The following is a 25,089-nucleotide window of genomic DNA, read 5'->3' on the forward strand; positions in this document are numbered from 1 at the left end:
GGAGCGTCGACGACGCTCCGGCACGGCGACTGTTCCCCACCGCACCGGAGGTTCCATGCCCGCCACGCCTGGTGGCCGCCTGCTGATCGCCGCCGCGACCCGCATGCGCACGCGCCTGCTTCTGCTCACCACCGCGCTCAGCACGCAGGTGGCAGCTCGGCTGGGCCTGCCGATTCTGTTGGCCCAGGCCGTGGACGCGGTGCTGCGACACGGCGAGAACGGCTGGCCGGTCGCGGCGCTGGCCGCCGTGCTGGCCGCCGGTGCGATCGGCGAGACCGCCGGCCTGCTGCTGACGGTCTCGACCGGCGCGCACGGCACGGCCTGGATCCGCATGCTGACGGTGCGGCGCCTGCTCGGCCTCGGACCGCGGTCGCCGCTCCCGGTCGGGGAGGCCGTGACGCAGGTGGTCCAGGCCGCGCCGCAGGCGGCCGCTTTTCCCACTCAGGCTGCCGAATCCGTCGTCTCGACGGTCGGCTCGGCCGTGGCCCTGGTCGCACTGTACATTGTGGACTGGCGAGCCGGCCTGGTGTTCACCGTGCTGTTCCCGCTCACGGCGCTGGTGGCCCGTAAGTTCATCGCCGAGGCCACCGACGCCGAGGCCCGTTATCTGGCCGCCCAGACTGGCATGGCGACCCTGTTGGTCAACGCCCTGGCCGGCGCCCGCACGATCCGGGCGGTCGGCACCTTGGCCGTCGAGACCGAACGCGTCGTCGCGCCTCTTTCCGACCTGTCGGCCGCGGGCCACGCGATCTGGCGCATCCAGCGGGGCGCGGTGTGGAAGATCGGGTTGTTGATGCCGCTGACGCAGGTCCTGGTGCTGGCCACAGCTGGACTGGACCTGGTCGACGGCCGCATCAGCGCGGGCAGCCTGCTGGCCGTCTCCGGCTATCTCGCCCTGGCCTCCGGCCTGCTCGACCAGGTCGACGCGGTGCTGGGCCTGGCCAACGCCCGGGCCGGCGCGACCCGGCTCGGTGCGGTGCTGGACGAGCCGGTGATCGAGGGCGGCCCGCTGCGCACGCCGCCGCCCAGCGGTGCGGTCTCGCTGCGCGGCATCACCGTGCGCCGCAACGGGATTGCCGTGCTGGACGGGCTCGACCTGGAGATCCCGGACGGGGTTTCGGTGGCGCTGGTGGGCGCGACCGGATCGGGCAAGAGCCTGCTGGCCGCGCTGCCGGGCCGGCTGGCCGATCCGGACGGGGGAGAAGTGCTGGTGGGCGGCGTTCCCGTCCGGGAGCTGCATCTGCCCACGCTGCACGACGCCGTGGCCTACGCATTCGAACGCCCTGTGCTGCCGGGCCGCACCCTCCATGAGGCGATTGCCTTCGGCCGCCCCGAAATATCGCGCCACGCGGTCGAGGACGCCGCCCGCGCCGCGCAGGCCGACCACTTCGTTCGCCGCCTGCCGCACGGCTACGACACCCCGCCCCGCGAAGCCCCGATGTCGGGGGGCCAGCTCCAGCGCCTCGGGCTCGCTCGCGCGCTGGCCCGCCCGGCGCTGGTGCACGTGCTGGACGACGCAACGTCCGGTTTGGACACAGTGACCGAGACCCTGGTCAGCGAGGCGATCACCGACCGGCTCGGCCGCAGCACCTGCATGGTCGTCACCCATCGTGCCACCACCGCCGCCCGGTGCGACCTGGTGGCCTGGCTGCACGACGGTCGCGTGCGAGCCCTTGCCCCGCACGACTTGCTCTGGGCCGATGCCGCCTACCGGGCCGTCTTCGCCCACACCGACGAGAAGGAGCAGCCATGCGCCTGGGCCTGACGCCGACCGCGGCGGCTCTGCTGGCCGACGCCCTGCGTGGGAGCCGGAAGCCGTTGCTGCGCATCGTTTTGCTGTCCGCCGTCGAGGCGGCCCCGGTGCTCGCCGCCGGCTGGGTGACGGCCGCGGCCCTCGACCAGGGCTTCCTCACCGGCCGGCCGGGCGTGGGACTGGCCTGGCTGGGCCTGCTCGGCGTGCTGTACCTGGTGCGGGCCTGTGCCGAGCGGGCAATGTTCGACTCCCTGGCAGCCGTGGTCGAACCGCTGCGCGACCACCTCACGCGTCGAGTCGTCCACAACACCCTGCGCCAGGCGACGATCCTCGGCCGTGATCCGGGCACGGCCAGCGTTTCCCGGCTCAGCAGCCAGATCGACGCCGTCCGTGACCTGACCGCGTCGCTGCTGCGCACCGCACGCCCGCTGGCCGCCAGCCTGATCGCGGCGCTGATCGGACTGGCCGGACTCGACCCTTTCCTGGCCGTGTTGGTGCTCGTGCCGCTCGCCGCGGCGGTGGCGATCTTCAGCTGGTCGGTGCGCCGGCTGACAGCGCTGCGTCGGGACGCGCTGGTCGCGTCGGAGGAGGTGGCACGCCAGGTCGGGGAGGTCCTCGCCGCCGCCCGCGACATCACCTCGCTCGGGGCCGAGGAGCACGCGGCCGGGCTGGTGGAGGCCGAGTCGGACCGGGCTCGCCGCTCGCTGCTGCGCATCGGCCGCGCGGTCACGCTGCGCATCCCGGTAGTGCTGCTCGGCGGCTACGTCCCGCTGGTCGCCCTGCTGTTGCTCGGCCCGAGCCTGATCGACGCCCGCACCATCACCGCCGGCGCCCTGATCGGCGCGGCCGTCTACGTGGCGGAGTCCGTCGTCCCGGCGCTCCAGCTGATGACCGGCACGGTCGGCGGGTACTGGAGTCAGTTAGGGGTGCTGCTGCACCGTCTCGGCGAAGCCGCGCCGGAGCTGCCGCCGGCCGCCCGTCCCGAGCCGACGCTCGACCAGTTCCCCGAGACGCCCGATCTCACCGTCGACGGGCTGTCCTTCGCCTACGGAGCCGGCGCGGAGCCGGTGCTGCGCGACCTGAGCCTCACCATCCCGTTCGGCGACCACCTGGTGATCACCGGGGCCAGCGGCATCGGCAAATCCACCCTCGCCGCCCTGCTCGCCGGCATCCACGAGCCGACGGCCGGCTCGGTGGCGTTCGCGGGCCGGCCGGCCGCCACGCTCCCCGAAGGCGTCCGCAACCGGCTGGTCGTCCTCGTTCCCCAGGAGGCCTACGTCTTCCCGGGAACGGTTCGGGACAACCTGCGCTACCTCGCCCCGCAGGCCGACGACGACGCCATCTCGCACGCCGTCGACCGTGTGGGGCTCACCCCGCTGCTCGCCCGGCTCGGCGGCCTCGACGGCACGGTGGCCGACCCCGGCGCCCTGTCCAGCGGCGAACGGCAACTGCTGGCCCTGGCCCGAACCTACCTCTCGCCCGCGCCCGTCGTCATCCTCGACGAGGCCACCGCTCACCTCGACCTAGCCGCCGAGCAGGTCGCGGAACGGGCCTTCCGGGATCGTCCCGGCACGCTCATCGTGATCGCCCACCGCGCCGGCTCCGCGGCCCGGGCCCGCCGGGTCCTGCATCTCGACGGCGAGGCCCATCTGTTGACCACCAACGAGGTTCCCGTGCTCTCGTCCTAAAAGCGCGCGGCGAGTCGGGTGGCCTCGGCGGACAGCCGAGCCGAGCCGCACTGGTCGGCCAACACCGTGGCCCGTTTCAGCCAACCGCCCACGGACTCGGTGAGGCCCGCGTCCAGGGACAACGCCGCTGCCGCCAGCAGGGTGCGGGCCAGCTCGACCCGATCACCGCCCTCGGCGAAGTCGGCGATCGCCTCCTGCGCGGAGCGCAGCGCGCCGTCGGTGTCGCCCCGCACCGAATGCGCGCGCATCCGGGCCCGCAGCGCGAAACCCCGTCGCCCCACGGAAGGAAGCTGAGCGATGCTCTCCTCGGCCAGCCGGGCCCAGCGGTCGGCGGCGACGGTATCGCCCTCCGCGGCCGCTACCTGCGTCAGGCTCTCGCACCAACGGGGTCGCCGCCAGGTGGTGAACCTCGGCAGCTCCTCCCCGCCGGCGGCGTCCAGCAGCAGCCAACCGGCGCGGGCCGGGTCGCCGGTGTGCAGGATGAACTCGGCGTTGAAGCAGCGGACGGCGAGCGCCCACGACGTCATCCGGCCGCCGACGGCGGTCATGGCCCGGTCGGCCGCGGCGGTCGCGTCCGCGAGGTCGCCGGGGGCGTCGCGCCAGAGCAGGGCCTCGGCCCGCAACGCCATCAGCACCGCCTCGGTCGCCGTGTCGCCGACCCGCCGGACGTGCCGATCGGCCTCGTCCAACGTCGCCAGCGTGTCGTCGAGGTTCCCCGACCGCAACTGCGCGTTGCCCAGCACGGTCAGCATCTGCGGATGGATGTAGGTCTGACCGGTGTGCCGGGACAGCTCCGCGCCCCGCGCGAGGTGGCGTTCGGAGTCGGCCAGCCGCCCCACCATGCCCTCGGCCATGCCCACCTGGAGCGCAGCCTCAAGGTTGGCCACGAGCGTCGCATCGGGCACGGTGTCGAGCAGGTCGGCGGCCCGAGCCAGCTTCTTCAGCGCGCTGGCCTGGTCCGCGGTGAACAGGTGGGCCAGCGCCGCCTTGCCCAGGGCATTGGCCTCGCCGACCTGGTCGAGGTGCCCGCGAGCGAGCTCCGCGGCGGTCTCGGCGTGCTGCCGGGACGTCTCGAAGTCCTGCATGTCGTAGGCGTAGTCGGCCAGCTCCGCGTGCAGTGCCGCGGCGGTGGGGGAGTCGTCGTCGGTCAACGCCGCGAGCCCGGCGCGGGCGAGGGCGCCGGCCTCGGTGAAGCGGCCGAGCCGCCGTTCGATCCGGCTCGAATCCGCCAGCGTGCTCGCGTCGCCGAGCGGCCCGCCCGGGATCTCCGATCGCAGCGTCTCCAGCAGCGCCCGGCCCTCCGAGGCGTCGCCGGTCAGCAACCGGGTGCGGGCCAGCAGGACCTTGGCCTCGTACCAGTGCGTCCCGCCCTCCTCCAACAGCGACAACGCGGCCTGGAGATGGCCCGCCGCGACGGCCGGACCGGTGTAGAGCAGGCCACGGGCCGCCGCGATCAGGGTCGTGGCGTGCTCCGGCCGCCGCGGGTCCGTGGCCCGGGCGACGTGATGGGCCCGCTCCGCGATCGGCGCCGCCCGCCGGGCCAGCTCGGTCTCGATGCGCTGGTGCAGATCGGTGCGGCGGCTGGGTTCGAGCCGGTCGTAGATGACGTCGGCGACCGCTCGGTGCCGTAGCGACAGCTGCGGCGCGGGCTCCGCCCGGCGGACGAGGTCCAGCCGGGTCAGCGCATCCAAGGCAGCCGTCGGATCCAGGCCGGCGACGGCGGCGAGCAGGTCCGGGTGGAACTGGCCGCCGAGGACCGCCGCGATCTGGACGACCGCCAGCTCAACGCGGCCGAGGCCGTCGAGCTCGCCGAGGATCGCGGTGCCGCCGTCGGCCGCCAGCATCTTGAGGTACTGCGGATTGCCCTCGGCCTCGCGGTGCAGCTCCTCCAGGTCCGGCCGGTCGCCGAGCAGCTCGCGCGCCTGCTCGACGGAGAGCGGGCCGAGCTGCCACACGTCCACCTGCGCACGGGACAGCGCTGCCGCGAGCGGCGGCGAGAGCTGCCGTTGCCGATAGGCCAACACACACAACAACGGTCGGGTGGCCGTCGCCGCCAACATCCGCTCCACGTCGGCGATCCGGTCGGCATCGAGGTCGTGCAGGTCGTCCAGCACCGCGAAAGCGGGTTCGGCGCCATATGGTTCGGCGTGGGCCGTGAGCACGGGGATTCCCAGACATCGGGCGTGCGCGGCGGCCGTCCGTAGCAGCGAGCTCTTGCCGATGCCGGGGTCGCCGACGATCACGATCGCCCGCCCTACACCTGCCTTCACGTCGTTGAGCGCCTTGGTGATCGCGGCGATCTCGACGTCCCGCCCGAGCAGCCGTTGGCTCTCGACCACCGGTCGGGGCGCGAGGTTCTGGACCGGTCGGGCCGAGCCTTCCGGCCCCGTGTTGCGGGTGACGACGGCGGCCAGCGCGGCGCGGGAGGACACGCCGGTCTTGCGGTAGATCCGGGCGATGTGGGACTCGATGGTCCGGGGGCTGAGCACGAGCTTGTCGGCGATCGACGGGCTGGTCAGGCCCTGCGAGACCAGTTCGGCGATCTGCCGTTCTCGGGCGGTCAGGACGACCAGTTCGTCGTCCGGCTCCGCCTGCGCGGCGAAGGCCGCCGCCCGGGTGCGCTCCGCCAGGCCCGTGAGCAGGTGTGCCCCGCCTGCCGTGGCTAGGCGTGCTCCCCGGTGCCACATCTCGGCCGCCCCGGCGCTGTTGCCCACGGCTCGCACGTGCTCGGCGGCGAGCAGGAGCGACTGCGCTTCGCGCAGCGTCGCCCGGGAGCGGGCGCTCTGCTCCGCCGCCGCGGTGAACATCCGGGCCGCTTCGGCCGAATCACCACGGCCGGTGGCAATGCGGCCGAGGCTGCGCAGCGCCGCGCCGAGCTGATTCGGCAGGCCGAGCCGCTCCGCTTCCTTGCGGGCACGCTCCGCCCACCGCACGCCGGCGTCCACATCGCCGACGGCGAGGGCGGCGCCGCTGAGCGCCTCCAGGCTGTTGGGGCGCGTCGAGGGTTGCAGCCGGCACAGGCCGTTTCCGCCGGCGCGCAACAGGATGTCCGACGCTCGGTGCGGCTCCCCGGCGTCGAGCGCGGCGTAGGCGAGCATGCACTGGGCCAGGATCGCCCACCAGCTGTCGTCGACGCCCGCGACGGCCACGGCCTCCTCGGCGACGGCCAGCGCGCTGCGAGAGGTCGGGCCGGCCTGGAGCCGTATCTGGGACTGGACCGCCAGCGTGAAGGCCAGCAGGTCGCCGCTGCCCAAGGCCCGCGCGAGCGGCTCAGCCTCCTCAGCCAGCTCCAGCGCGCTGGTGACGCGGCACGTGCTCAGGTGCAGGTACGCCTTCGCCGTCAAGAACTGCGGGACCAGGCAGGCCCGGCCCGCGCGCCGGGCGATCTCCAACCCGCGGTCCAAGTGGTTCTCGGCCGCGACGTAGTCCTCCAGGAACACCTCGGTCCAGCCAAGCGTGCACAGGGTCTCGCACAGCTCGGCCAGGTCGGTGTCGGTGAAGGTCTCGGCCAGCGCGGCCGCCGACGCGGCGCGGACGCGGGCCGTGGCGATGTCGCCCTCGTAGGCCTCACCAAGGGCGATCAGGGCCAGGGCCCGCATCTCGCCGATGCCGTCGCCGAGGGCGCGCGCGGAGGCCAGCACCTCGTTGATATCGGCCCGGACCTCGGGAAAGCGGGCCGCGGACAGGACACAGGAGCACAGCTCCAGCCCGATCAGCAGCGCGTGCGACGGCTCGGGGCCGCGGGCCAGCTCCCGGCGCAGCATCGCCTCGGCTTCCCAGTGCCGCCCGAGCTGCCGTTCCAGCAAGCCGCGCAGCGTGGCCGCGGCGGCGCGGACGTCGTCGTAGCGGTCCGGTGCCGGCATGTCCATCACCTGTTGGAGGAGATCCCGGCCTTCCGACAGGCCGCCGCTCACGCCGAGCGCGCGGGCCCTGAGCACCGTCAGCTGACGGCGTGTGGTGAGGTGCTCCGGGCCGTTCGGAAGCAGTCGCAGGACAACACCGAGCCAGCGGGCGGAGTCGGCCGGCGCGGTCGCGGCGCTCTGCTCGGCCGCCGTGACGAGCACGTCCGCCGCCTGAGGATCCCAGTGGGTCATCGACTGCTCGACGTGGTGCGCCTGATCGACGACCGTGGCGCCGGCGGCGGCGAGTTCGCCCGCGGCCCGGCGATGGAGGTCCTCCCGCTGCCACGGGTCGATGGCGTCGTGGACGAGATCCCGGATCAACGGATGGCGCAGCGCCGGCCGGCCGCCGAAGCCCGGCCGCAGCAGGTCGCAGCGCATCAGCTCGCGTAACGCCGTGACGACCGCCTTGGTGTCGGAGTCGGTGAGGCCGGCGATCATCGTCGGGGTGGCGTGGTCGCCGAGGACGGCGGCGGCCTCCAGGACCTGGCGCTCCACCGGACTCAACGGCGCCAACTCGTCGAGCAGCAGCGAACCCAGACAGGTCGGTTCGGGTGCGTCGCAGTGGGCCTGTCGCAGCGCGAGGAAGTACCGGGGATTGCCGCCGCTCGCTACGTACATCTGCATGGCCTGCGGCCGGGGAAGCTCGGCCGCCAGCCCGTCGACGCAGTCGCATTCGGACAGCGGACCCAGGTCGATCCGGTGCACGGCCCCCGTGTCCAGGCCCCGCGTGAGGGAAGCGGCGAGTTTGGGCGGGGTCTGCCGGTCCCGACGGGCGATGACCAGGAGCAGCGGCGACGGCACCGGGTGGCGCACAAGGTGGTCCACCAGCTCCAGCGACGCCGGATCCGCCCAGTGCAGGTCGTCCAGCACCACCACCAGCCGGTCCGGGCCGAGCTGTCCCAGCAGGCCGGCGGTGGCCCGGCACAGTCCGAATCGGTCACCTGCCGACGGCGTCTCGCCGACGCCCCGCACCTCCGCCGGCAGCTCCACCAGCGCCGGGAAACGCCCCATCAGCGTCGGGCTGAGGTCGGCGAAGGCGTCGGCGAACGGCCGGAACGCGCTGTCCTGCTCGTACGCGGTGGCCTGCCCGCTCAGCACGGTCAGCCCCTGCGCGCGGGCCTTGGCGGACAACCGCGTCAGCAGTCGCGTCTTGCCGATCCCGGCCTCACCGGTGACGTCGACGATCGCCGATCCGCCGTCCGCCAGCACCGCGTCCAGCCGGCCGCACTCGGCCGCGCGGCCCACGAACGGCGCCGCGCCGGCTCTGTCCGATCGGCCCCCAGTTGCCTCGACCACGGCCAGTTCCCTCCAGGCGCTCCCTCGGCAGGGCCCGAGCACATGCGCCGTCCCCCAGCACCATTGCCCGCCCCGCTTCCCCCATGCCGAAGCGTCAGAGTCTGGCACCTCCGCCCGGTCATGCGTCTTTTCTTAAGGGACACAACAGGTAAGGCCCATCGTGTTTCCGCTGGGCAACGGCCCGTGGACCGGCGTCAAGGGGAGTACGGGCATGAGGTGTGCCCGTACTCCCACGGCCTCACGCCCGCGATTGCGCGACGGGAACCGCGGTCGCGACGAGGGCCGCGGCCGTGTTGCCGGTGGACAGCAGCAGGACGAGCAGCACGGGAGCCCACACACCGATGGCCGCGTAATTGGGCACGACACCGATCAGTGTGAGCTGATGCCCATCACCAGCAGCGACACGACCAAGGTGGCCCGACGGCCGATGTGGTCCCCGAAGTGGCCGAAGATCAGGCCGCCGAGGGTGGGGTGCCAGCCAGTGTGGCGGCCGCGGCGGTGGACGCGCGGTGCGGGGAATCGCTTCGCATGGGGACCTCTCGTCCGAGATCTGGCGACGCCCGGGAACGTGGGCGGCGTACCGTGCGGCTCTCACGTGGTGAGCCCCGCTCTAGAATCGGCCCATGCGCGCTCGATGCCTTGTCGCCGCCACGATGCTCGCGGTGGGCGTGGCCGTCGGCGCCTGTGGTTCGGACGTCCCGACCGGACCCACGGCGACGTCGCAGGCGCCCCGGCCCGGCGGCGGCCTGACTGCGGACCAGCGGCGTCGGGCCGACCAGCTGATCAGCATCTTCGAGAACGGCACGCCGACGGTCCAGTACGGATACGCCGAGGACCTGCACGACGGTCGTGGTGTCACCGCCGGCCGGGCCGGCTACACGACCAACGACGGCGACGCCCTGCGCGTGATCCAGGCGTACACCGACCTGGCCCCGGGCAACGGACTCGCCCGCTTCGCGCCGGCGCTGCGGCAGCTGGCCGACACGGGCGGCGGTGACCTGCCCGAGGCCGACTACATCGCCGCGTGGAAGCAGGCCGCCGACGACCCGGCCTTCCGGAGGGCCCAGGACGATCAGGTCGAGCAGAACTACTTCACGCCGGCCATGGCCGCGGCCGACCGGCTCGGCCTGACCACGCCGCTGGCCCGGGCCGAGTTGTACGACGCCGCGATCCAGCACGGACACGGCGCCGATCCGGACGGCCTGCCGGCGCTGATCGACCGTGCGACCGCCCGCGCCGGCAAGGCGGACGAGGCGGCGTGGCTGACCGCCTTTCTCGACGTGCGCGCCGACGACCTGCGCAACCCGGCCAACGCTGACACCAAAGAGGAATGGTCCAAGTCGACGGACCGGGTCGAGTGTTTCCGGCGCATCGCCGCGACCGGTGACTACACCCTGGCGGGGCCGCTGACCGTGACCGCGTACGGCGCGGCCTACACGCTGGCCTGACCGCCGAAGCCGAGTGATCATCGTCTCGGCGTCGCTGAACGGGTTGCGCCGCCCCAGGAAACGGGCGCTGAACAACAGTCGAACCCCGTGGCGGTCACGGCCCCGACAGCCGACATAGCGGCCATTGCGGATCTTCGAATTCACAGAAGCGGTGAGGACCTGTCAAATTCGGCCGGTTGGCGTTCGAGGCGAAACGTGTTTACCTGCGAAGGTATTCGATGGTCACACCCTGGAGGTTTTGTGCGCCACCGCTGGACGAAACGCGTCACCCTGCCCCTGACCGCACTGGCGATGATGTTCGGCCTGGCCCTGGTGAGCACGCCCGCGGCCAACGCGACCGTGCACGGCTCCTGCTCCGTCTCGGGCTGCTCCGCCGCGTCGTCGGCCGACTCGACCTGGCAGTCCCTCGGTTATCCGAGCAAGCGCGGCTGGGTGAACTGGCCCAACGGCCAGTGCAGCTACGCGGGCGGCACGTACTACAACGACGACAACCAGCTGCCGGCCGGCGATTCCTTCCAGGAGTTCGACGTCTACCCGCGGGCCTGCGGCGCCCACCGGGACGCGGCCCGGATCGTGGTCGACATGGACAACGGCGAGGTGTGGTTCACGCCCGACCACTACAGCAACTTCTACCAGCTGTAGCCGAACGGACCCGTGCCGTCGCGATCTCGGCGGCACGGGTCCGTCCCGCCTCAGGAGTCACGGTCGGTTCTTCGAGTCACGCCGGCACGTGATCGACACGACGTAGTCTCGCGTCCATGTCGAAACTTCCGTGGGGAGCGGCGCTCGCACTGGTCGCCGCGCTGCTGCCGGGCACGGCCGCGGCGGCGACCACGCCGCACACCGTCATCGCCGAGCCGAGACCCGAGGTCGGCTCGCTGTCGGACGGCGCCGACCCCGGCAACCACCACTGCTCGGCGAGCATCGTCGCCAGCCCCAAGGGCAACGTCATCGTCACGGCCGCGCACTGCGTGGCCGGCAAGCACACCGTGTTCTTCACTCCCGGCTACCACGACGGGCAGGCCCCGTACGGCACCTGGCAGTCGGCGGCGATCCACATCGACCCGGGCTGGAACACCAGCCACGACATCGACGGCGCCGGATCGCCCTACGACTACGCGTTCGTCGTGCTGCAACCCCGCAACGGCAAGAACGTCGCCGACGTGACCGGGGCCGCGCTGACCCTGAAGACCGACGCCGCGCTGCCGTCGCCGCTCACCGTGGTCGGCTACCCGTCCACCGGGAACGCGAAGTACAAGGACAAGCCGTACCGCTGCGACAGCACCGTGAACCGCGACGGCGAGTACTGGGAAACCTTGCAGTGCACGGGAATTCCCGGCGGCTTCAGCGGCGGCCCCTGGATCGTCGGCGGCCACGACCTCATCGGCGTCATCGGCGGCAAGGGGCAGAACCTGCCCGACACCGATCCGCGCAACTACAGCGTCCGCTTCGACAGCCGGGTCAAGGCCTTGTACGACAAGGCCGTCGCCGCGCCCGTGCCGCCCGGCGACGGCAATCTCGGCTACCCGCTCGGCGACGGCCCGCTGTGGAAGCACGCGGACCTGATCACCAGCGGCGATTTCACCGGCGCCAACCAGCTCGACATGATCGTCAAGTGGAGCGACGGCGAGGTCACCCTGTACCACGGGGGAACGACCGCCGACCCGCAGAAGCCGTTCACCGGCGAGACCCAGCTGGCCGCGCCTGGCGGCATCTGGACCCACGCCAAGGGAATCGCCACCGTCAACCACGGTGTCGTCGTGACCTGGAGTGACGGCGAAGTCACCTACTACGGCTCCGTGTCCACCGGCGGCTTCGGCGGCGAGGTCCAACTCGCCGCGCCCAACGACCTCTGGCGTGACCACGCTTCCTACGTCGCCGGTCTCGGCGGTGACCTGGTCGTCGTCTGGAACGACGGCGAAACCACGCTGTACCAGGGAATCGCCGCCAACGGCATCCACTCCGAACGCCAGCTCGTCGCGCCGAACGGCACCTGGACGCATGCCCAGACCATCTCCGGTGGCAACTGGGTCGGCGGCGGCGCCCCGGACCTGCTCGTCCGCTGGAGCGACGGCGAGTTCACCATCTACGGTGACGTCGCCTCCGCCGGCCTCGGCCAGGAGCACCAGGTCGAGGCCCCGAACGAGCTCTGGACCCACGCCACCGTCACCGCCGGCCGCGGCAACGCCGTCCTGGTCCGCTGGAGCGACGGCGAAGTCAGCCTCTACCCGGACGTCGACGGCGCACTGCACCGAGAGATCCAGCTGGTGGCCCCCTGACCGTGAGCCGTGTTCACGGCCACCGGAGCGGCCGTGAACACGGCTTGTGGTCACAGGCTCGCGAGCGCGGCCCGGATGTCGGGCAGCGGCCCGATGTGGTGGGGGTCGGCGCCGGGCTGAGGGGCGCCGGTGTTCTCCACCAGGGTTCGCACCTGGGCCGGCGTGAGCGGCGGGCCGCTCTGCTTCACGACGCCCTGGATCGAGCCGATCGCGCCCACGACCATGGGGGACGCGCCGGAGGTGCCGTTGAAGTTGGACCAGTACATCTTGTTCGGATCGGTCTCGGTCGGGGTCATGTCGTGCTCGACCGGACCGGGGCTGCCCAGCGAGGTGATGCAGTTGGCCCAGCCCTGCACGTTCACCCGGCTGCCGTACGTGCTGAAGTCACGCGCGGTCCGGGGCGCGGGGTGCGGGTCGGTGGGCTTGCACTCGACGGTCCACGGCATGTTCGACGAGGGCTGACCGGCGCCGACGATGATGGCCCCCGAGTCCGGCCGGCTCATGGTGTCCACGGCGTCCGGGTCGTTGGGGTTGTCGAGGTCGTTGGAGCCGTTGCCGGCCGGCTCGACGACGGTGATGCCCGCCGCCACGGCCGTGACGACCTCGTCGTAGATCGGCCCCCAGTGCTCCCACGGGAAGTTGCCGCTGCCGCCGAGATAGGCGCCGAGCTCGACCTCGAACCAGATCACGTCGCCGGGCTGCGAGTGGGTGATCGCGAGGTCGACCGAGCCGCCCCAGTCCCAGCCGCTGACCAGCTGGAGCTTGGCCGCCGGCAGCAGGCCGTCGATGCCGATGCCGTTGTCGTCCTGGGCGCCGACGAAGCCGACCGCGCCGGTGCCGTGCGCGCCGGGCGGCTGGCACGGCGAGCCGGTGGTCACCTGGAGCCGCACCGGCGGCCCGGCCGGCGCGGGGCGATTGGACAGGTCCTCGTGGCAGGTGTTCCACAGGTTGGTGATGTTGAGCGCCTCCACCGGGCTGCTGCTGGCGGTGGTCGTGTTGATGCCCAGCTGACCGCTGGCGTTCGCGCCCCAGTTCCAGACGAAGCCCGACGGGTCGGCGGCGATCGTCTGCGTCGCGCCCATCGCGACCTGGACCCCGCTCGCCGACACGGCGACTGGCGTGAGCCGCTGAGTGGTCGTGCCGTCGCCGAGCTGTCCGTTGGAGTTGAGGCCCCAGGCCTTGACGGTCTGGTCGGTGCGGGCGACGACCGCCGACGAGCCGCCGGCCGCCACGACGGTCACCGACGTCAGGCCGGAGACGGTGGCCGGGGTGAAGCGGTTTGTGGTGTTGCCGCTGCCGAGCTGGCCGGCAGAGTTGCCGCCCCAGTCGGAGACCGCGCCGCTGGACAGCAACGCGTAGCTCGCGGTGGCGGCGGCCGCGACCTGCGTCGCACCGCTGACGCCCGAGACCGTCACCGCCGAGGTGCTGCTGGTCGTGGTGGACGGGTTCTTGCCCAGCTGGCCCACCGAGTTGGAGCCCCAGGCGACAACCGCGCCGCTGGCCTTGAGCGCGATCGCGTGGCTGGTGCCGGCGGCGATCGCCCCGGGCGCGGCGGACAGGCTGGTCGCGCTGTGCACGGTCACGGGGGTCAGCCGCTGCGTGGTGGTGCCGTCGCCGAGCTGGCCGGTGTTGTTCGCGCCCCACGCGCGGGCCGTGCCGTCGGAGAGCACCGCAACCGCGAAGTTGCTGCCCACCGCGATGCTCGTGACGGTGCTGAGGCCGCTGACCTGGACGGGAGCGGTGCTGTTGGTGGTCGTGCCGTTGCCCAGCTGGCCGTTGCCGTTCGCGCCCCAGGTCCAGACGGTGCCGTCGGTCTTGAGGGCCATCGAGAAGTTGCCGCCCGCCGCCACCGCCTTGACGTCGGTCAGGCCTTTCACGAGCGTGAACGTGCCGGCGTTGGTGGTGGTGCCGGTGCCGAGCTGGCCGCTGGAGTTCAGGCCCCAGGCCCGAACCGTGTCGTGGCCGCTGCCCTCGCGCCAGACCATCAGCGAGTGCGCGGTGCCCGAAGCGACCGAGCCGAAGGTGGTTTCGGCCTGGTCCTGGCCCCCGCCTTCCACATCGGTCACGGTGATGCCCTCGCCGCGGCCGCCGGGCAGGCCGTGCGCGTAGTCGGCGTCGATCCCGGAGGCGGTGGCCGAGCTCTGCCGGTAGACCTGCGTGTTCCGCAACGGATCCACCACGGTCGCGGCGTTCGGACGCGCCGCCGCGGGCGTCGGGTTGTCGACGGACTTCATCGTCGGGCGGGCGCCGGCGAACTCCACCGACGGCAACGCGTTCAGGTCGCCGAGCAGCGACTCGATGCCCTTCGGCACATCGATGGTGTACCAGGAGTTGAGATCAGGCAGCTGGCGGCCGGTCCGTGACTGCAACGTCGTGCGGCGCGCGTCCACGGCCTGCTCCGACTCGGCCATCGTGCGCCGCATGCGTGATCCCGGGTACCTGGCCAACACGGCCTGCAGTGCCGTGGTCTCGCCGGCGTCGGCCGCGACGGCCTTGCCCGAGCGCAGCCGGACGGTGGCCGCGCTGCGGAACTTCACGTCGATCTCGGTATGTGAGAAGCCGGCCGGCAGCGGGCCGTGCGTGCCGGGCTGGCCCTTCTCGACGCTGTGGTCGTAGACGCCGCTCGCGGCCGGCGCCGCGAAGGCCCCGGCCGGCATCGCCGCGGTGGCCGCGACCACTGCCGCCGTCAGGGCGCAGACCCCCAGTGATCTGCGTGAATAGCGCATCAAGAGTCCTTTGCTCGCGGGATGTTCCGACATCCGTGGTGAGCAAACGCTAGGCAGCGCAACACGATCGCCGACAAACCTTTGTGCTCAGGCGGAAAAGTGTTGACTCGGGCCGAGGTCACGGCATGGCGCGATCTTGCCCCGCCGGTGGCGCGCGTTTAGCATCCAGCGCGGGGACGGAACGGGGGGCTCGGTGTTACGTGTCTTCTTCACGCCGGAGGATTTGGCGCGCACCACGATCAGTCCGCCGCAGCCGATGTGGGAGACGGTGTTGAGCCTGCACCGGCTGCGGTTGCGCGACGACGCCATGGTCTACGACGAGTGGCGGCGCGACGCCGTGCGGGCCGTGCCGCCGGCGACCCGGATGCTCACCGATCTGGTGCCGCCGCGCGGCTACTACGCGGACTTCCTCACACCGGCGGCATCGTCGCTGGAAGAGGGCGTTTCCGCGATGCTGGGCGCCACGAAGGCTCGGCTGCGCACGGACGTGACCACCCTGGCCGAGGTCCGCCCGCTGCTGTCGTGGACGACGAGCCTGGGGGAGGGGCGACCGGACGCGTTGCGCCAGTTGGGCCATACGTTCGACCGCTACTTCGCGGACTGTCTTTCCTCCTACTGGCCCCAGGTCCGTGCGGCCGTGGAGCGTGACCTCGCACGGCAGCGGGAACTGTTGTCGCTGAACGGGATCGGCGCGCTGCTGGCCGACCTGCATCCGAGCGCCCGGTGGCGGTATCCGGTGCTGGAGGTCGACTATCCGGTCGAGCAGACGTTGCGCCTGCGCGGCCGGGGGTTGCGCCTGGTGCCGTCGTTCTTCTGTGCCGGCCGGCCCACGACCTTCCTCGCCGACGAGTTCGAGCCGGCGCTGGTGTACCCGATCCGGCATGAGGTCGGCTGGTCCCGCGCCGGAGACGCGCAGCGTTCGTTGGCGGCGCTGCTCGGACCCACCCGGGCTCGCGTGCTGGAGGCGATCGGCGAACGTCCGTGCAGCACAAGCGATCTGGCCCGACGGGCCATCACCACGCTGCCGACGGCCAGCCGCCAGACCTCGATCCTGCGCTCGGCCGGGCTGATCACCAGCATCCGTGACGGTCAGTCGGTCGTCCATTCCGTGACGCCGCAAGGACAGTCCCTGCTGGCCGAGTCGATCGGTCCTTAGTGGACGCAGGCCTTGCCGGCGGCATGAGGCCGAGGCCGCATGCCGCCGGCGTGGCGTCAGCCGGCCCAGGGCGCGGCGCGCTGCCAGCTGGTGTCGTCGGCCCAGCCGGAAGCCGCGTCGCCGACCCGTGGGCCGCCGTCCGCGCCGATGTAGACGTTGCCCGCGTACTGCCGCAGGTAGTGGTCCTCGTAGGCGTAGGCCTGCCAGGAGATGCCCTGGCCGTTGTGCCCGGTCGTGGCGCAGAACGTGGCGTCCTCGGCGAACAGCCCGGACTTGTCGTTCTGGTTGAGCACCACCTGGAAGTTGTAGTGCCGCAGGTACTGGCCGGGGAAGTTGACTGATTCGAAGGAGTAGCAGGAATCGTCGGCGAGCCCCGGCTCCACGGTGAAGGTGGCGTCCTGGAGGTCGGTGGCGGGGCTGCCGGCCGTGATGGGCGAGGTCTTGGCGACGAAGTTCTGGTGGCGCAGGTAATCGCCGGTGTTCGCCTGCCACGAGGAGCGGCCCAGCGGCACGGACACGTCGCTGCGCCACCACGGCTCGCCGACGGTGAAGCTGCTGTCAGCGGGGTGGTCGCGGCCGCTGAGGGTCAGCTTGCCGTTGCGGTAGCTGAGGAATCGGCCCGGATCGTCGTACGAGCGCCACGACACCCCGATGCCGCTGTTGCCCTCGACCGCGCAGAAGGTCGCGGCGCGCTTGTCTGCGCCGAGGGTGATCCGATCGCCCCGGTGGCTCAGGTACTGGCCGGGATTCGCCCGCGACTCCAGGGAGTAGCAGGAAGGGGCGGCCAGGCCCGGCCGCAGCAGGAAGGTGGCGTCGAGCTTGGCGGCGTCCGGCGACGAAGCGGTGACGGCGCTCGCCGCGCCGACACCGTCGGTCACGGCGACCGACCGGTCGGTGGCGCCGGGTGTGGTGACGTGCAGCGACAGGCCGCGGTTCACGTTCAGCACCGGCGTCATCGGCGCGCTGGTGTCGACCTTCAGCGCTACCACGGAGTTCGCCGGGAAGGTGTAGTCGAAGGAGTTCGACGCCCGGAACGCCGTGGTCGTCGGCGCGACGGTGTTCGGCGCGGCGAGCGTGTTGCGGGCGTTCGGGTCGCCGGTCAACACGGTCGCGGTCCCGTTCGGACGGACGAACCTGGTGCCGTTGAGGGCGATCCGGCTGGCGACGGGGGAGTTGGTGGCATTGGCCACCGTCACGTAGACGGTGCCGGCGGCGGTCCTCGTGACGGCCTCGTTCAGGCCGGCGGCCGCCCCGGCCAGTGCCGAGGACACGACGTAGTCACCGGTGTTGTTGCCGAAGATGTGCTGCACCCAGTACGACGGCGAGCCGAACGAGGAGCCGGCGTCGAAGGCGATCTCGTTGGTGGGCCACTGGAAGTCGTTGACGTCGGCCAGCGCGGGCGCGTAGGAGGCGCCGATCACCACGTCGGCGTTGCGCACCAGCCCGGTCATGAAGCCGGCCTCGCTGACCGCGCCGGCCAGCGTCCCGGTGGGATTGTCCTTGGTTCCGTTGGTGGTGGCGTACTCGCCGACCAGGTGCTTCGGGCCGTTGCGGGACGTGCCGTCGTAGTTGTGGGCGGCGTCGGTGAAGAACGAGGTGTCGCCGCTGTAGTAGTGGTCGTCGATCACGTCGACCTGCCGGCTGGTGACCGACGTGGTCGCCACCAGCTGGAGCGTGGGGTAGGCGGCCTTGATGGCATCGTGGAACAGGGGGAAGCGGTAGGTGTTGTAGCTGCCGGTGCCGTCGAAGAAGTCCTCGTTGCCGATCTCCACGTAGTGCAGGTCGTATGGCGCGGGATGGCCGTCGGCGGCGCGTTGCGCGCCCCACTGGGTGTTGGTGCCGCCGATGGCGTACTGGATCTCGTCGAGCGCGTCCTGCACGTACGGCGCCAGCTGGCTCTGCGGGACCACCGTGTGGTCGAGCGTGTAGCCGGCGAAGACGGCCAGCAGCGGCTGCGCGCCGGTCTGCTCGGCCATGTCGAGATACCCCTTGAGCCCGACCTGGTCGGTCGACCAGTAGCCCCACGCGTCGTCCTGGTGGCCGGGCCGGTTCTCGATCGGGCCGACGGTCTTCTTCCAGTCGAAGTACGTGGACAGGGTGTTGCCCTCAAGGTAGTTCCCACCGGGCACGCGGAAGAACCCCGGCTTGCGCGCGGCGAACTTGGCCATCAGGTCCTTGCGCAGGCCGGTGTCGTGGTAGGTCGGCGGCTGGCACGTCACGACGTCGAAGTACAGCGAGGAGCCCGCGCCGACGCCGTCCGCCGCGATGACGAACCGGTTGGCCGTCGACACGGGGGTGTCGCGGCCGGTGGTCATGGTGACGCTGTACTTCGTCCACTTCGCGCCGACCGAGCGGACCGTGGCCTTGGCGTAGACGGTCCCGGTCGTGCTTTCCAGGTCGACGGTCACGCCGCCGTGAAAGGCGGCGTCGGCCTTGGCGAAGAACGTGGCGGTGTACTTGGTCGACGGCGCCAGGCCGATGCCGTAGAAGCCGTCGTTGGCCACGCCGACCCGCTGGCCGCGGGCGTTGTCCGCGATGGACAACTTGAGCGAGTTGCCGTTGGCGGCGTTGAGCGGCTGCGTGGTGTCCAGCGAGACCGTGCCGGCCCCGCCGCCGGCCGTGACGGCCGACCAGTGCGCGATGCCGTTCTCCTTCATGGTGCTGTTGCGCACCACGTTCGCGCTCAGACCGCCCTCGACGGAGTGGTTGATGTCCTCGACGATCTCGCCGAACTGGGTTTTGTTCACGCTGCTGGTCGTGCGGCTCACGTCGGCGGTCAGTGCGACGCCCGGATCGGCGGCCGTGGCCGTGCCGGCGCCCGCCAGTCCCGTCGCCGCCAATGTTAGCGCTAACATGAACGCCGTTGAACGTGGTCTGCGCACAAAGGTCTCCCAGGGGTGGCAAAAGGTCAGTGGTCACGACGGTCCGCCCCGATGGGTGTGACCGCCGACACGCGCCAGTCGGCACCGTAGGACCAGGTCCGGGTCTCGGCAACGGTCGCGCGGCCCTTTGTTGCCGAGCCGTTACCGGCTCGGCGCGTCCGGCCGCCGCTTTCGAACCCGTTGCCGGTCAGCGGTTGACCAGATGCCTGTTATCGCTAACACTGTGCACCTCAACCGGCGGCGTTAACGGCAGATGACGGGGAGCTGACACGGGTGGCACGGACGTCCTCGACCGAAGGCGGTCGCAAGGCCCCGAGCGCACAGGGCGTTCGGCAGGCGAGCCTGACCGACGTGGCCGAGCTCGCCGGGGTGTCGCACATGACGGTGTCCCGGGTGATCAACGGGACCGGACCGGTGCGGCCCGAGACCAGGGCCCGGGTGGAGGCAGCCGTCCGAGAACTCGACTACCGGCCCAACTCCGCGGCGCGCACGCTGGCCACCGGCAAGTCGGAGACGCTCGGCGTGGTCGCGCTGGACTCGACCCTGTACGGGCCGGCCAGCACGCTGTACGGCATCGAGCACGCGGCCCGCGAGGCCGGTTACGCGATCACGATCTCCAGCGTCAGCCGGCCCCAGCGACAGTCCATTTCGGACGCTGTCGAGTACCTGCGCCGGCAGGCCGTCGAGGGCATCCTGGTGATCGCCCCGCACGAGGCGGCCGGGCAGGCGCTGGAGTTCACGCCGCGCGACGTGCCGCTGGTGGCAGTCGGGGCCGCGGAATCCGCCCCGGTCCCCGTTGTCTCCGTCGATCAGCGTGACGGGGCGCGGCGGGCCACCAAGCACCTTCTGGCGCTGGGCCACCGCACGGTGTGGCACGTGGCCGGGCCGGCGGACTGGCTGGAGGCGCGCGCCCGGGAGCAGGGCTGGTCGGAGACGTTGGAGGCGCACGACATCGAGGCGCCGATGGTGGTGCGCGGCGACTGGAGTCCGCGCTCGGGCTACGAGGCGGGACGCACGCTGCTCACCGCGGGCCGACCGACCGCCGTTTTCGTGGCCAACGACCAGATGGCGCTGGGCATGCTGCGGGCGTTCGCCGAGGCGGGCGTGACGGCGCCGCGGGACGTGCACGTGGTCGGCTTCGACGACGTGCCGGAGTCCGCCTACTACAGCCCGCCGCTGACCACGGTCCGGCAGGACTTCATCGAGGTCGGCCGGCAGGCGTTCGAGCTGTTGATGTCCCGGCTGCGGAACGAGGAGACCGGAACCAGGCACCTGATCACCCCGGAGCTGATCGTGCGCGAGAGCACCGGGCCCCGATAGCGGGCGGGCGCGGCCGGATCGCGGCCGTCGGCCACCCTCTTTGTTAGCGCTAACAGATCGATCAACGGTGATTGAGGAGTGAACGTGGTGCGTACCAGAGTGGCGTTGCTCGTGGCCGGCGTGCTCGGCCTGAGCATGGTGACCGGCTGCGGCGGCGGCTCGACCGCGGCCGGCGGCGGTGGCGGTGCGGTGACGCTGGGCTTCGCCCAGGTCGGCGCGGAGAGCGGCTGGCGGACGGCCAACACCAAGTCCATCCAGGACTCGGCCAAGGACGCCGGCATCACGCTGAAGTTCTCCGACGCGCAGCAGAAGCAGGCCAACCAGATCCAGGCCATCCGGTCCTACATCCAGCAGCACGTCGGCGTGATCGCGTTCTCGCCGGTGGTGGAGACCGGCTGGGACACGGTGCTCAAGGAGGCCAAGACCGCCGGCATCCCGGTGATCCTCACCGACCGCGCGATCGACTCCACCGACACCACGCTGTACAAGAGCTTCCTCGGCTCGGACTTCGTCAACGAGGGCAAGGAGGCCGGCGACTGGGTGGCCAAGGAGTACGGCTCGGCCACCGGCCCGGTGAACATCGCCGTGCTGGAGGGCACCACCGGCTCGGCGCCGGCCAACGACCGGTCCAAGGGCTTCAACGACGTGATCAAGGCCGACCCGAAGTTCAAGGTCGTCGCCTCCCAGGACGGCGACTTCACCCGGGCCCAGGGCAAGCAGGTGATGGAGTCGTTCCTGAAGTCGCAGAGCAAGATCGACGTGCTGTTCGCGCAGAACGACGACATGGGCCTCGGCGCGCTGGACGCCATCAAGGCCGCCGGCCTCACCCCGGGCAAGGACATCAAGATCGTCACGGTGGACGGCACCCATGACGGCCTGCAGGCGCTGGCCGACGGCAAGTTCAACTACGTCGTCGAGTGCAACCCGCTGCTCGGCCCGCAGCTGATGGACCTGGTCAAGAAGGTCGCCGCCGGGCAGAGCGTGCCGAACCGGATCCTGACCAAGGAGACCGCGTTCGACCAGGCCGCCGCCAAGGCCGCGCTGCCCAGCCGCCAGTACTGAGCCCCCTCCCGCGTCCGCCTCCCGCGAGAACGGCCATGTGATGGAACAACCCCGAGAGATCGTCCGGATGACCGGCATCAGCAAGCGGTTCCCCGGTGTCACCGCCCTGGACGACGTCGACTTCCGCCTGTTCCCCGGCGAGGTGCACGCCCTGATGGGCGAGAACGGCGCCGGCAAGTCGACCCTGATCAAGGTGCTGACCGGGGTCGAGGGAGTGGACGCGGGCTCGATCGAGCTGGCCGGGACGGCGGTCGCCTTCGGCGGCCCCGACCAGGCCCAGAACGCCGGCGTCAGCACGGTCTACCAGGAGGTGAACCTGTGCCCGAACCTGTCGGTCGCGGAGAACATCCTGCTGGGCCGCGAACCCCGCCGGTTCGGCCGCATCCGCTGGTCCCGGACACGGGCGCGGGCCGAGGAACTGCTGGCCCGGCTCGACCTGCATCTCGACGTCTCGGTCGAGCTGGGCACGCTGTCGATCGCCGTGCAGCAGATGGTGGCGATCGCCCGGGCGCTGGACGTGGATGCCCGCGTGCTGGTGCTGGACGAGCCGACCTCCAGCCTCGACGCGCGCGAGGTGGAGCGGCTGATGACCGTGCTGCGGGCGCTGCGGGCGGACGGCATGGCGATCCTGTTCGTGTCCCACTTCATCGACCAGGTGTTCGCCATCGCCGACCGGATGACCGTGCTGCGCAACGGAAAGCTCGTCGGCGAGCACCTGACCTCGGAGATCACCCCGGTCGAGCTGGTGACCGAGATGATCGGCAAGGAGCTGGCGGCGCTGGACGAGGCGCCGCGGCAGTCCGAAGTGGACGGCCCGGTGCTGCTGGCCACCGACGGGCTGGCCCGGGCCGGCGGCATCGAGCCGTTCTCGTTGACGATCCGGCGCGGCGAGGTGACCGGCCTGGCCGGTCTGCTCGGATCCGGCCGGACCGAGCTGGCCCGGCTGCTGTTCGGCGCCGACCACGCGGACGCCGGCAGCGTGGACATCGACGGCGAGCGGGTGCAGCTGCGGTCGCCGCGGGCCGCGATGAGCCACGACATCGCCTTCTGCTCGGAGAACCGCAAGACCGAGGGCCTGATCGCCGACCTCACCATCCGCGAGAACATCGCGCTGGCGATGCAGGCCGGCCGGGGCTGGCTGCGGCCGATCTCCCGACGGCGTCAGCTGGAGCTGGCGGCCCGGTACATCGAGGCCCTCGACATCCGCCCGGCCGATCCCGAGGCCGTGGTGGGCACGCTGTCCGGCGGCAACCAGCAGAAGGTCCTGCTGGCCCGCTGGCTGGCCACCAAGCCGCGGCTGCTGATCCTGGACGAGCCCACCCGCGGCATCGACATCGGCGCCAAGGCCGAGATCCAGCGGCTGGTGGCCACCCTGTCCGAGGACGGCACGGCGGTGCTGTTCGTGTCGGCCGAACTCGAGGAAGTGCTGCGGTTGAGCCATCACGTGGTGGTCCTGCGGGACCGCCGGGTCGTCGCCCAGCTGCCCAACCAGGGCCTGACGTCCGAACACATCATGGCGACCATCGCGGACGGAGGCCGGTCATGACCGGGCATCGCCTCTTCTGGCCCTCGGCGGCGCTGATCGCGCTGCTGCTGGGCAACCTCGTGGTCTCGCCGCGGTTCTTCGCCGTCGAGATCCGCGACGGCCACCTGTACGGAAACCTCGTCGACATCCTGCGCAACGGCTCGCCGCTGATCCTGATCGCGGTGGGCATGACCCTGGTGATCGCGACCCGGGGCATCGACCTGTCCGTGGGCGCGGTCGTCGCGGTCAGCGGCGCGGTCGCCTGCGTGCAGCTGGGCGGCGCCAACGTGGTCGTCTCGGTGGCCCTCGCGCTCGGGCTGTGCCTCGTGCTGGGCGCCTGGAACGGCTGGCTGGTCGCGGGTCTGAAGATCCAGCCGATCGTGGCGACACTGATCCTCATGGTGGCCGGCCGAGGGCTGGCGCAGCTGATCACCGGGGGCCAGATCGTCACCGTGACGAACGGGCCGTTCCTGGCCATCGCCGGCGGCTACCTGCTGACCCTGCCGCTGTCCTTCCTGATCGCGATGGCGGTCTACGCGCTGACCTCGCTGATCGTGCGGCGGTCCGCGCTGGGCATGGTGCTGGAGTCGGTCGGCGGCAACCCGGAGGCGAGCCGCCTGTCGGGGCTGCGCTCCGGCCGGCTGATCTGGCTCTGCTACGTGTTCAGCGGTTTGTGCGCGGGCGTCGCCGGGCTGATCATCAGCTCCAATGTGACCGGGGCCGACGGCAACAACGCCGGGCTGTGGATCGAGCTGGACGCGATCCTGGCGGTCGTGATCGGCGGCACGCAGCTGACCGGCGGCCGGTTCTCGTTGGGCGGCACGGTGATCGGCGCGCTGCTCATCCAGACGCTGACGACGACCGTGTACGCGCTGGGCATTCCGTCCCAGGAAACGTTGCTGTTCAAGGCGGTCGTGGTCACGGTGGTGTGCCTGGTGCAGTCGCCGGCCTTCCGGGCCAAGCTGGCCGGACGCCGACGACGCCCCCGACCCACGGCCGTGCAGACCCGATCCGACCAGGTGGAGGTGGCGTCATGACCGCGGTGTCCGTGCGCCTGCGGGCCTACCGGCCGCAGCGGCGTCATCTGCCGGTGCTGGCCGCCCTGGCGCTGCTGGTCGGCGCGTACGGCTTCGGCGCCGTCCGGTATCCGGCCTTCGGTTCCGGCCAGGTCGTCCTGGACATCTTCATCGACCACGCCTTCCTGCTGGTGGTCGCGGTCGGGGCGACGTTCGTGATCCTCACCGGCGGCATCGACCTTTCCGTCGGCTCGGTGGCGGCACTGTCCACAATGGCCTCGGCCGACCTGTTGCAGCACAAGGGATGGCCGGCCTACGCGGTGCCGCCGACCGTGCTGGCGCTGGGCGCGCTGCTCGGCTTCCTGATGGGGCTGGTGATCCACTACTTCGAGATCCAGCCGTTCATCGTGACGCTGGCCGGCATGTTCCTGGCCCGGGGCCTGTGCTACACGATCAGCACCGAGTCCGTCACGATCACCGACGACACGTACACCACCATGGCCCAGACGCCGATCGCGCTCGGCGCCGGCCTGCACGTGTCGCCGAGCGTGGTGATCGCGCTGGTCGTGGTGGCGATCGCCGGGTACGTCCTGCACTTCACCCGCTTCGGCCGCACCGTGCACGCCGTCGGCGGCGGCGAGCGGTCGGCGCTGCTCATGGGTCTGAAGGTGGCCCGCACCAAGGTCGCCGTCTACACGATCAGCGGCCTGTGCTCGGCGCTCGGCGGCGTGCTGATGGCCTTCTACACGCTGTCGGCCGATCCGCTCGGCGGCGTGGGCATGGAGCTGGACGCCATCGCGGCGGTGGTCATCGGCGGCACGATCCTCACCGGCGGCTCCGGCTACGTGCTGGGAACCGTGCTGGGGGTGCTGGTGCTCGGCATCATCCAGACCCTGATCACCTTCGACGGCACGCTCAGCTCGTGGTGGACCCGGATCGTGATCGGCGTGCTGTTGTTCGTGTTCATCGCGCTCCAGCGGCTGCTCGCCCGCACCCGCTGACCAGCCGACCTGAGGGAGGAAACAACGCTGTGGCC

The 25,089-nt window shown here is 71.6% G+C and carries 14 protein-coding genes and 1 pseudogene; 11 read left to right on the forward strand and 4 right to left on the reverse strand.

Annotated elements, in window-relative coordinates; all coding sequences use genetic code 11:
- The first annotated feature begins 55 nt into the window (after positions 1-55).
- The gene (locus AB0M73_RS25890) at positions 56-1,765 is read left to right on the forward strand and encodes an ABC transporter ATP-binding protein (protein WP_363895122.1); all 1,710 of its coding nucleotides are present in this window, start codon (positions 56-58) and stop codon (positions 1,763-1,765) included.
- The gene (locus tag AB0M73_RS25895; protein WP_363895125.1) at positions 1,750-3,441 is read left to right on the forward strand and encodes an ABC transporter ATP-binding protein; all 1,692 of its coding nucleotides are present in this window, start codon (positions 1,750-1,752) and stop codon (positions 3,439-3,441) included. The genes AB0M73_RS25890 and AB0M73_RS25895 overlap by 16 nt, the downstream gene beginning before the upstream one ends.
- Here the strand turns inward: AB0M73_RS25895 and AB0M73_RS25900 are convergent.
- On the reverse strand, positions 3,438-8,639 hold the full coding sequence (locus tag AB0M73_RS25900; RefSeq protein ID WP_363895128.1) for an AAA family ATPase: 5,202 nt from the start codon (positions 8,637-8,639) through the stop codon (positions 3,438-3,440). The genes AB0M73_RS25895 and AB0M73_RS25900 overlap by 4 nt on opposite strands.
- A 307-nt stretch (positions 8,640-8,946) precedes the next feature.
- Positions 8,947-9,104, reverse strand: a pseudogene (locus AB0M73_RS25905) (MFS transporter); the annotation flags it as partial.
- A 158-nt stretch (positions 9,105-9,262) separates the two neighbouring features.
- Here AB0M73_RS25905 and AB0M73_RS25910 point away from each other — a divergent pair.
- The 3 genes from AB0M73_RS25910 to AB0M73_RS25920 all read left to right on the forward strand — a co-directional run bounded on the left by AB0M73_RS25910 (position 9,263) and on the right by AB0M73_RS25920 (position 12,366).
- Entirely contained in the window at positions 9,263-10,087 is an 825-nt protein-coding gene (locus tag AB0M73_RS25910; RefSeq protein WP_363895131.1) for a chitosanase, read from the forward strand.
- 240 nt (positions 10,088-10,327) lie between these two features.
- Complete coding sequence (locus AB0M73_RS25915; protein ID WP_363895134.1) at positions 10,328-10,729, forward strand: ribonuclease domain-containing protein; 402 nt, start codon at positions 10,328-10,330, stop codon at positions 10,727-10,729.
- Between the two features lie 116 nt (positions 10,730-10,845).
- Positions 10,846-12,366 carry a trypsin-like serine protease gene (locus AB0M73_RS25920; protein WP_363895137.1) on the forward strand — a complete coding sequence of 507 codons (1,521 nt, stop codon included), beginning with the start codon at positions 10,846-10,848 and terminating at the stop codon, positions 12,364-12,366.
- 50 nt (positions 12,367-12,416) lie between these two features.
- Here the strand turns inward: AB0M73_RS25920 and AB0M73_RS25925 are convergent, their stop codons facing one another.
- Positions 12,417-15,092, reverse strand: a complete 2,676-nt coding sequence (locus AB0M73_RS25925; RefSeq protein WP_363895139.1) for a S8 family serine peptidase — start codon at positions 15,090-15,092, stop codon at positions 12,417-12,419.
- Positions 15,093-15,285: 193 nt separating this feature from the next.
- On the opposite strand from AB0M73_RS25925, the gene AB0M73_RS25930 reads away from it, so the two are divergent.
- The gene (locus AB0M73_RS25930; protein ID WP_363895142.1) at positions 15,286-16,248 is read left to right on the forward strand and encodes a winged helix-turn-helix domain-containing protein; all 963 of its coding nucleotides are present in this window, start codon (positions 15,286-15,288) and stop codon (positions 16,246-16,248) included.
- A 56-nt stretch (positions 16,249-16,304) separates the two neighbouring features.
- Here the strand turns inward: AB0M73_RS25930 and AB0M73_RS25935 are convergent, their stop codons facing one another.
- Complete coding sequence (locus AB0M73_RS25935; protein WP_363895145.1) at positions 16,305-19,103, reverse strand: AbfB domain-containing protein; 2,799 nt, start codon at positions 19,101-19,103, stop codon at positions 16,305-16,307.
- 300 nt (positions 19,104-19,403) lie between these two features.
- Here AB0M73_RS25935 and AB0M73_RS25940 point away from each other — a divergent pair, with 300 nt between their 5' ends.
- The 5 genes from AB0M73_RS25940 (at position 19,404) to yjfF (ending at position 25,054) form a co-directional block, all read left to right on the forward strand.
- Positions 19,404-20,450, forward strand: coding sequence for a LacI family DNA-binding transcriptional regulator (locus AB0M73_RS25940; protein WP_363895148.1), 1,047 nt, complete (start codon positions 19,404-19,406; stop codon positions 20,448-20,450).
- Between the two features lie 135 nt (positions 20,451-20,585).
- Complete coding sequence (locus AB0M73_RS25945; RefSeq protein ID WP_198047710.1) at positions 20,586-21,512, forward strand: ABC transporter substrate-binding protein; 927 nt, start codon at positions 20,586-20,588, stop codon at positions 21,510-21,512.
- Positions 21,513-21,552: 40 nt separating this feature from the next.
- Positions 21,553-23,058, forward strand: a complete 1,506-nt coding sequence (locus AB0M73_RS25950; RefSeq protein ID WP_363895151.1) for a sugar ABC transporter ATP-binding protein — start codon at positions 21,553-21,555, stop codon at positions 23,056-23,058.
- The gene (locus AB0M73_RS25955) at positions 23,055-24,074 is read left to right on the forward strand and encodes an ABC transporter permease (RefSeq protein WP_363895154.1); all 1,020 of its coding nucleotides are present in this window, start codon (positions 23,055-23,057) and stop codon (positions 24,072-24,074) included. The genes AB0M73_RS25950 and AB0M73_RS25955 overlap by 4 nt, the downstream gene beginning before the upstream one ends.
- Positions 24,071-25,054 (forward strand): galactofuranose ABC transporter, permease protein YjfF, encoded by a 984-nt coding sequence (yjfF, locus tag AB0M73_RS25960; RefSeq protein WP_363895157.1) that lies wholly within the window; start codon positions 24,071-24,073, stop codon positions 25,052-25,054. The genes AB0M73_RS25955 and yjfF overlap by 4 nt, the downstream gene beginning before the upstream one ends.
- Positions 25,055-25,089: the final 35 nt, after the last annotated feature.

This window comes from Kutzneria sp. NPDC051319 (assembly GCF_040682195.1).
GTDB lineage: Bacteria > Actinomycetota > Actinomycetes > Mycobacteriales > Pseudonocardiaceae > Kutzneria.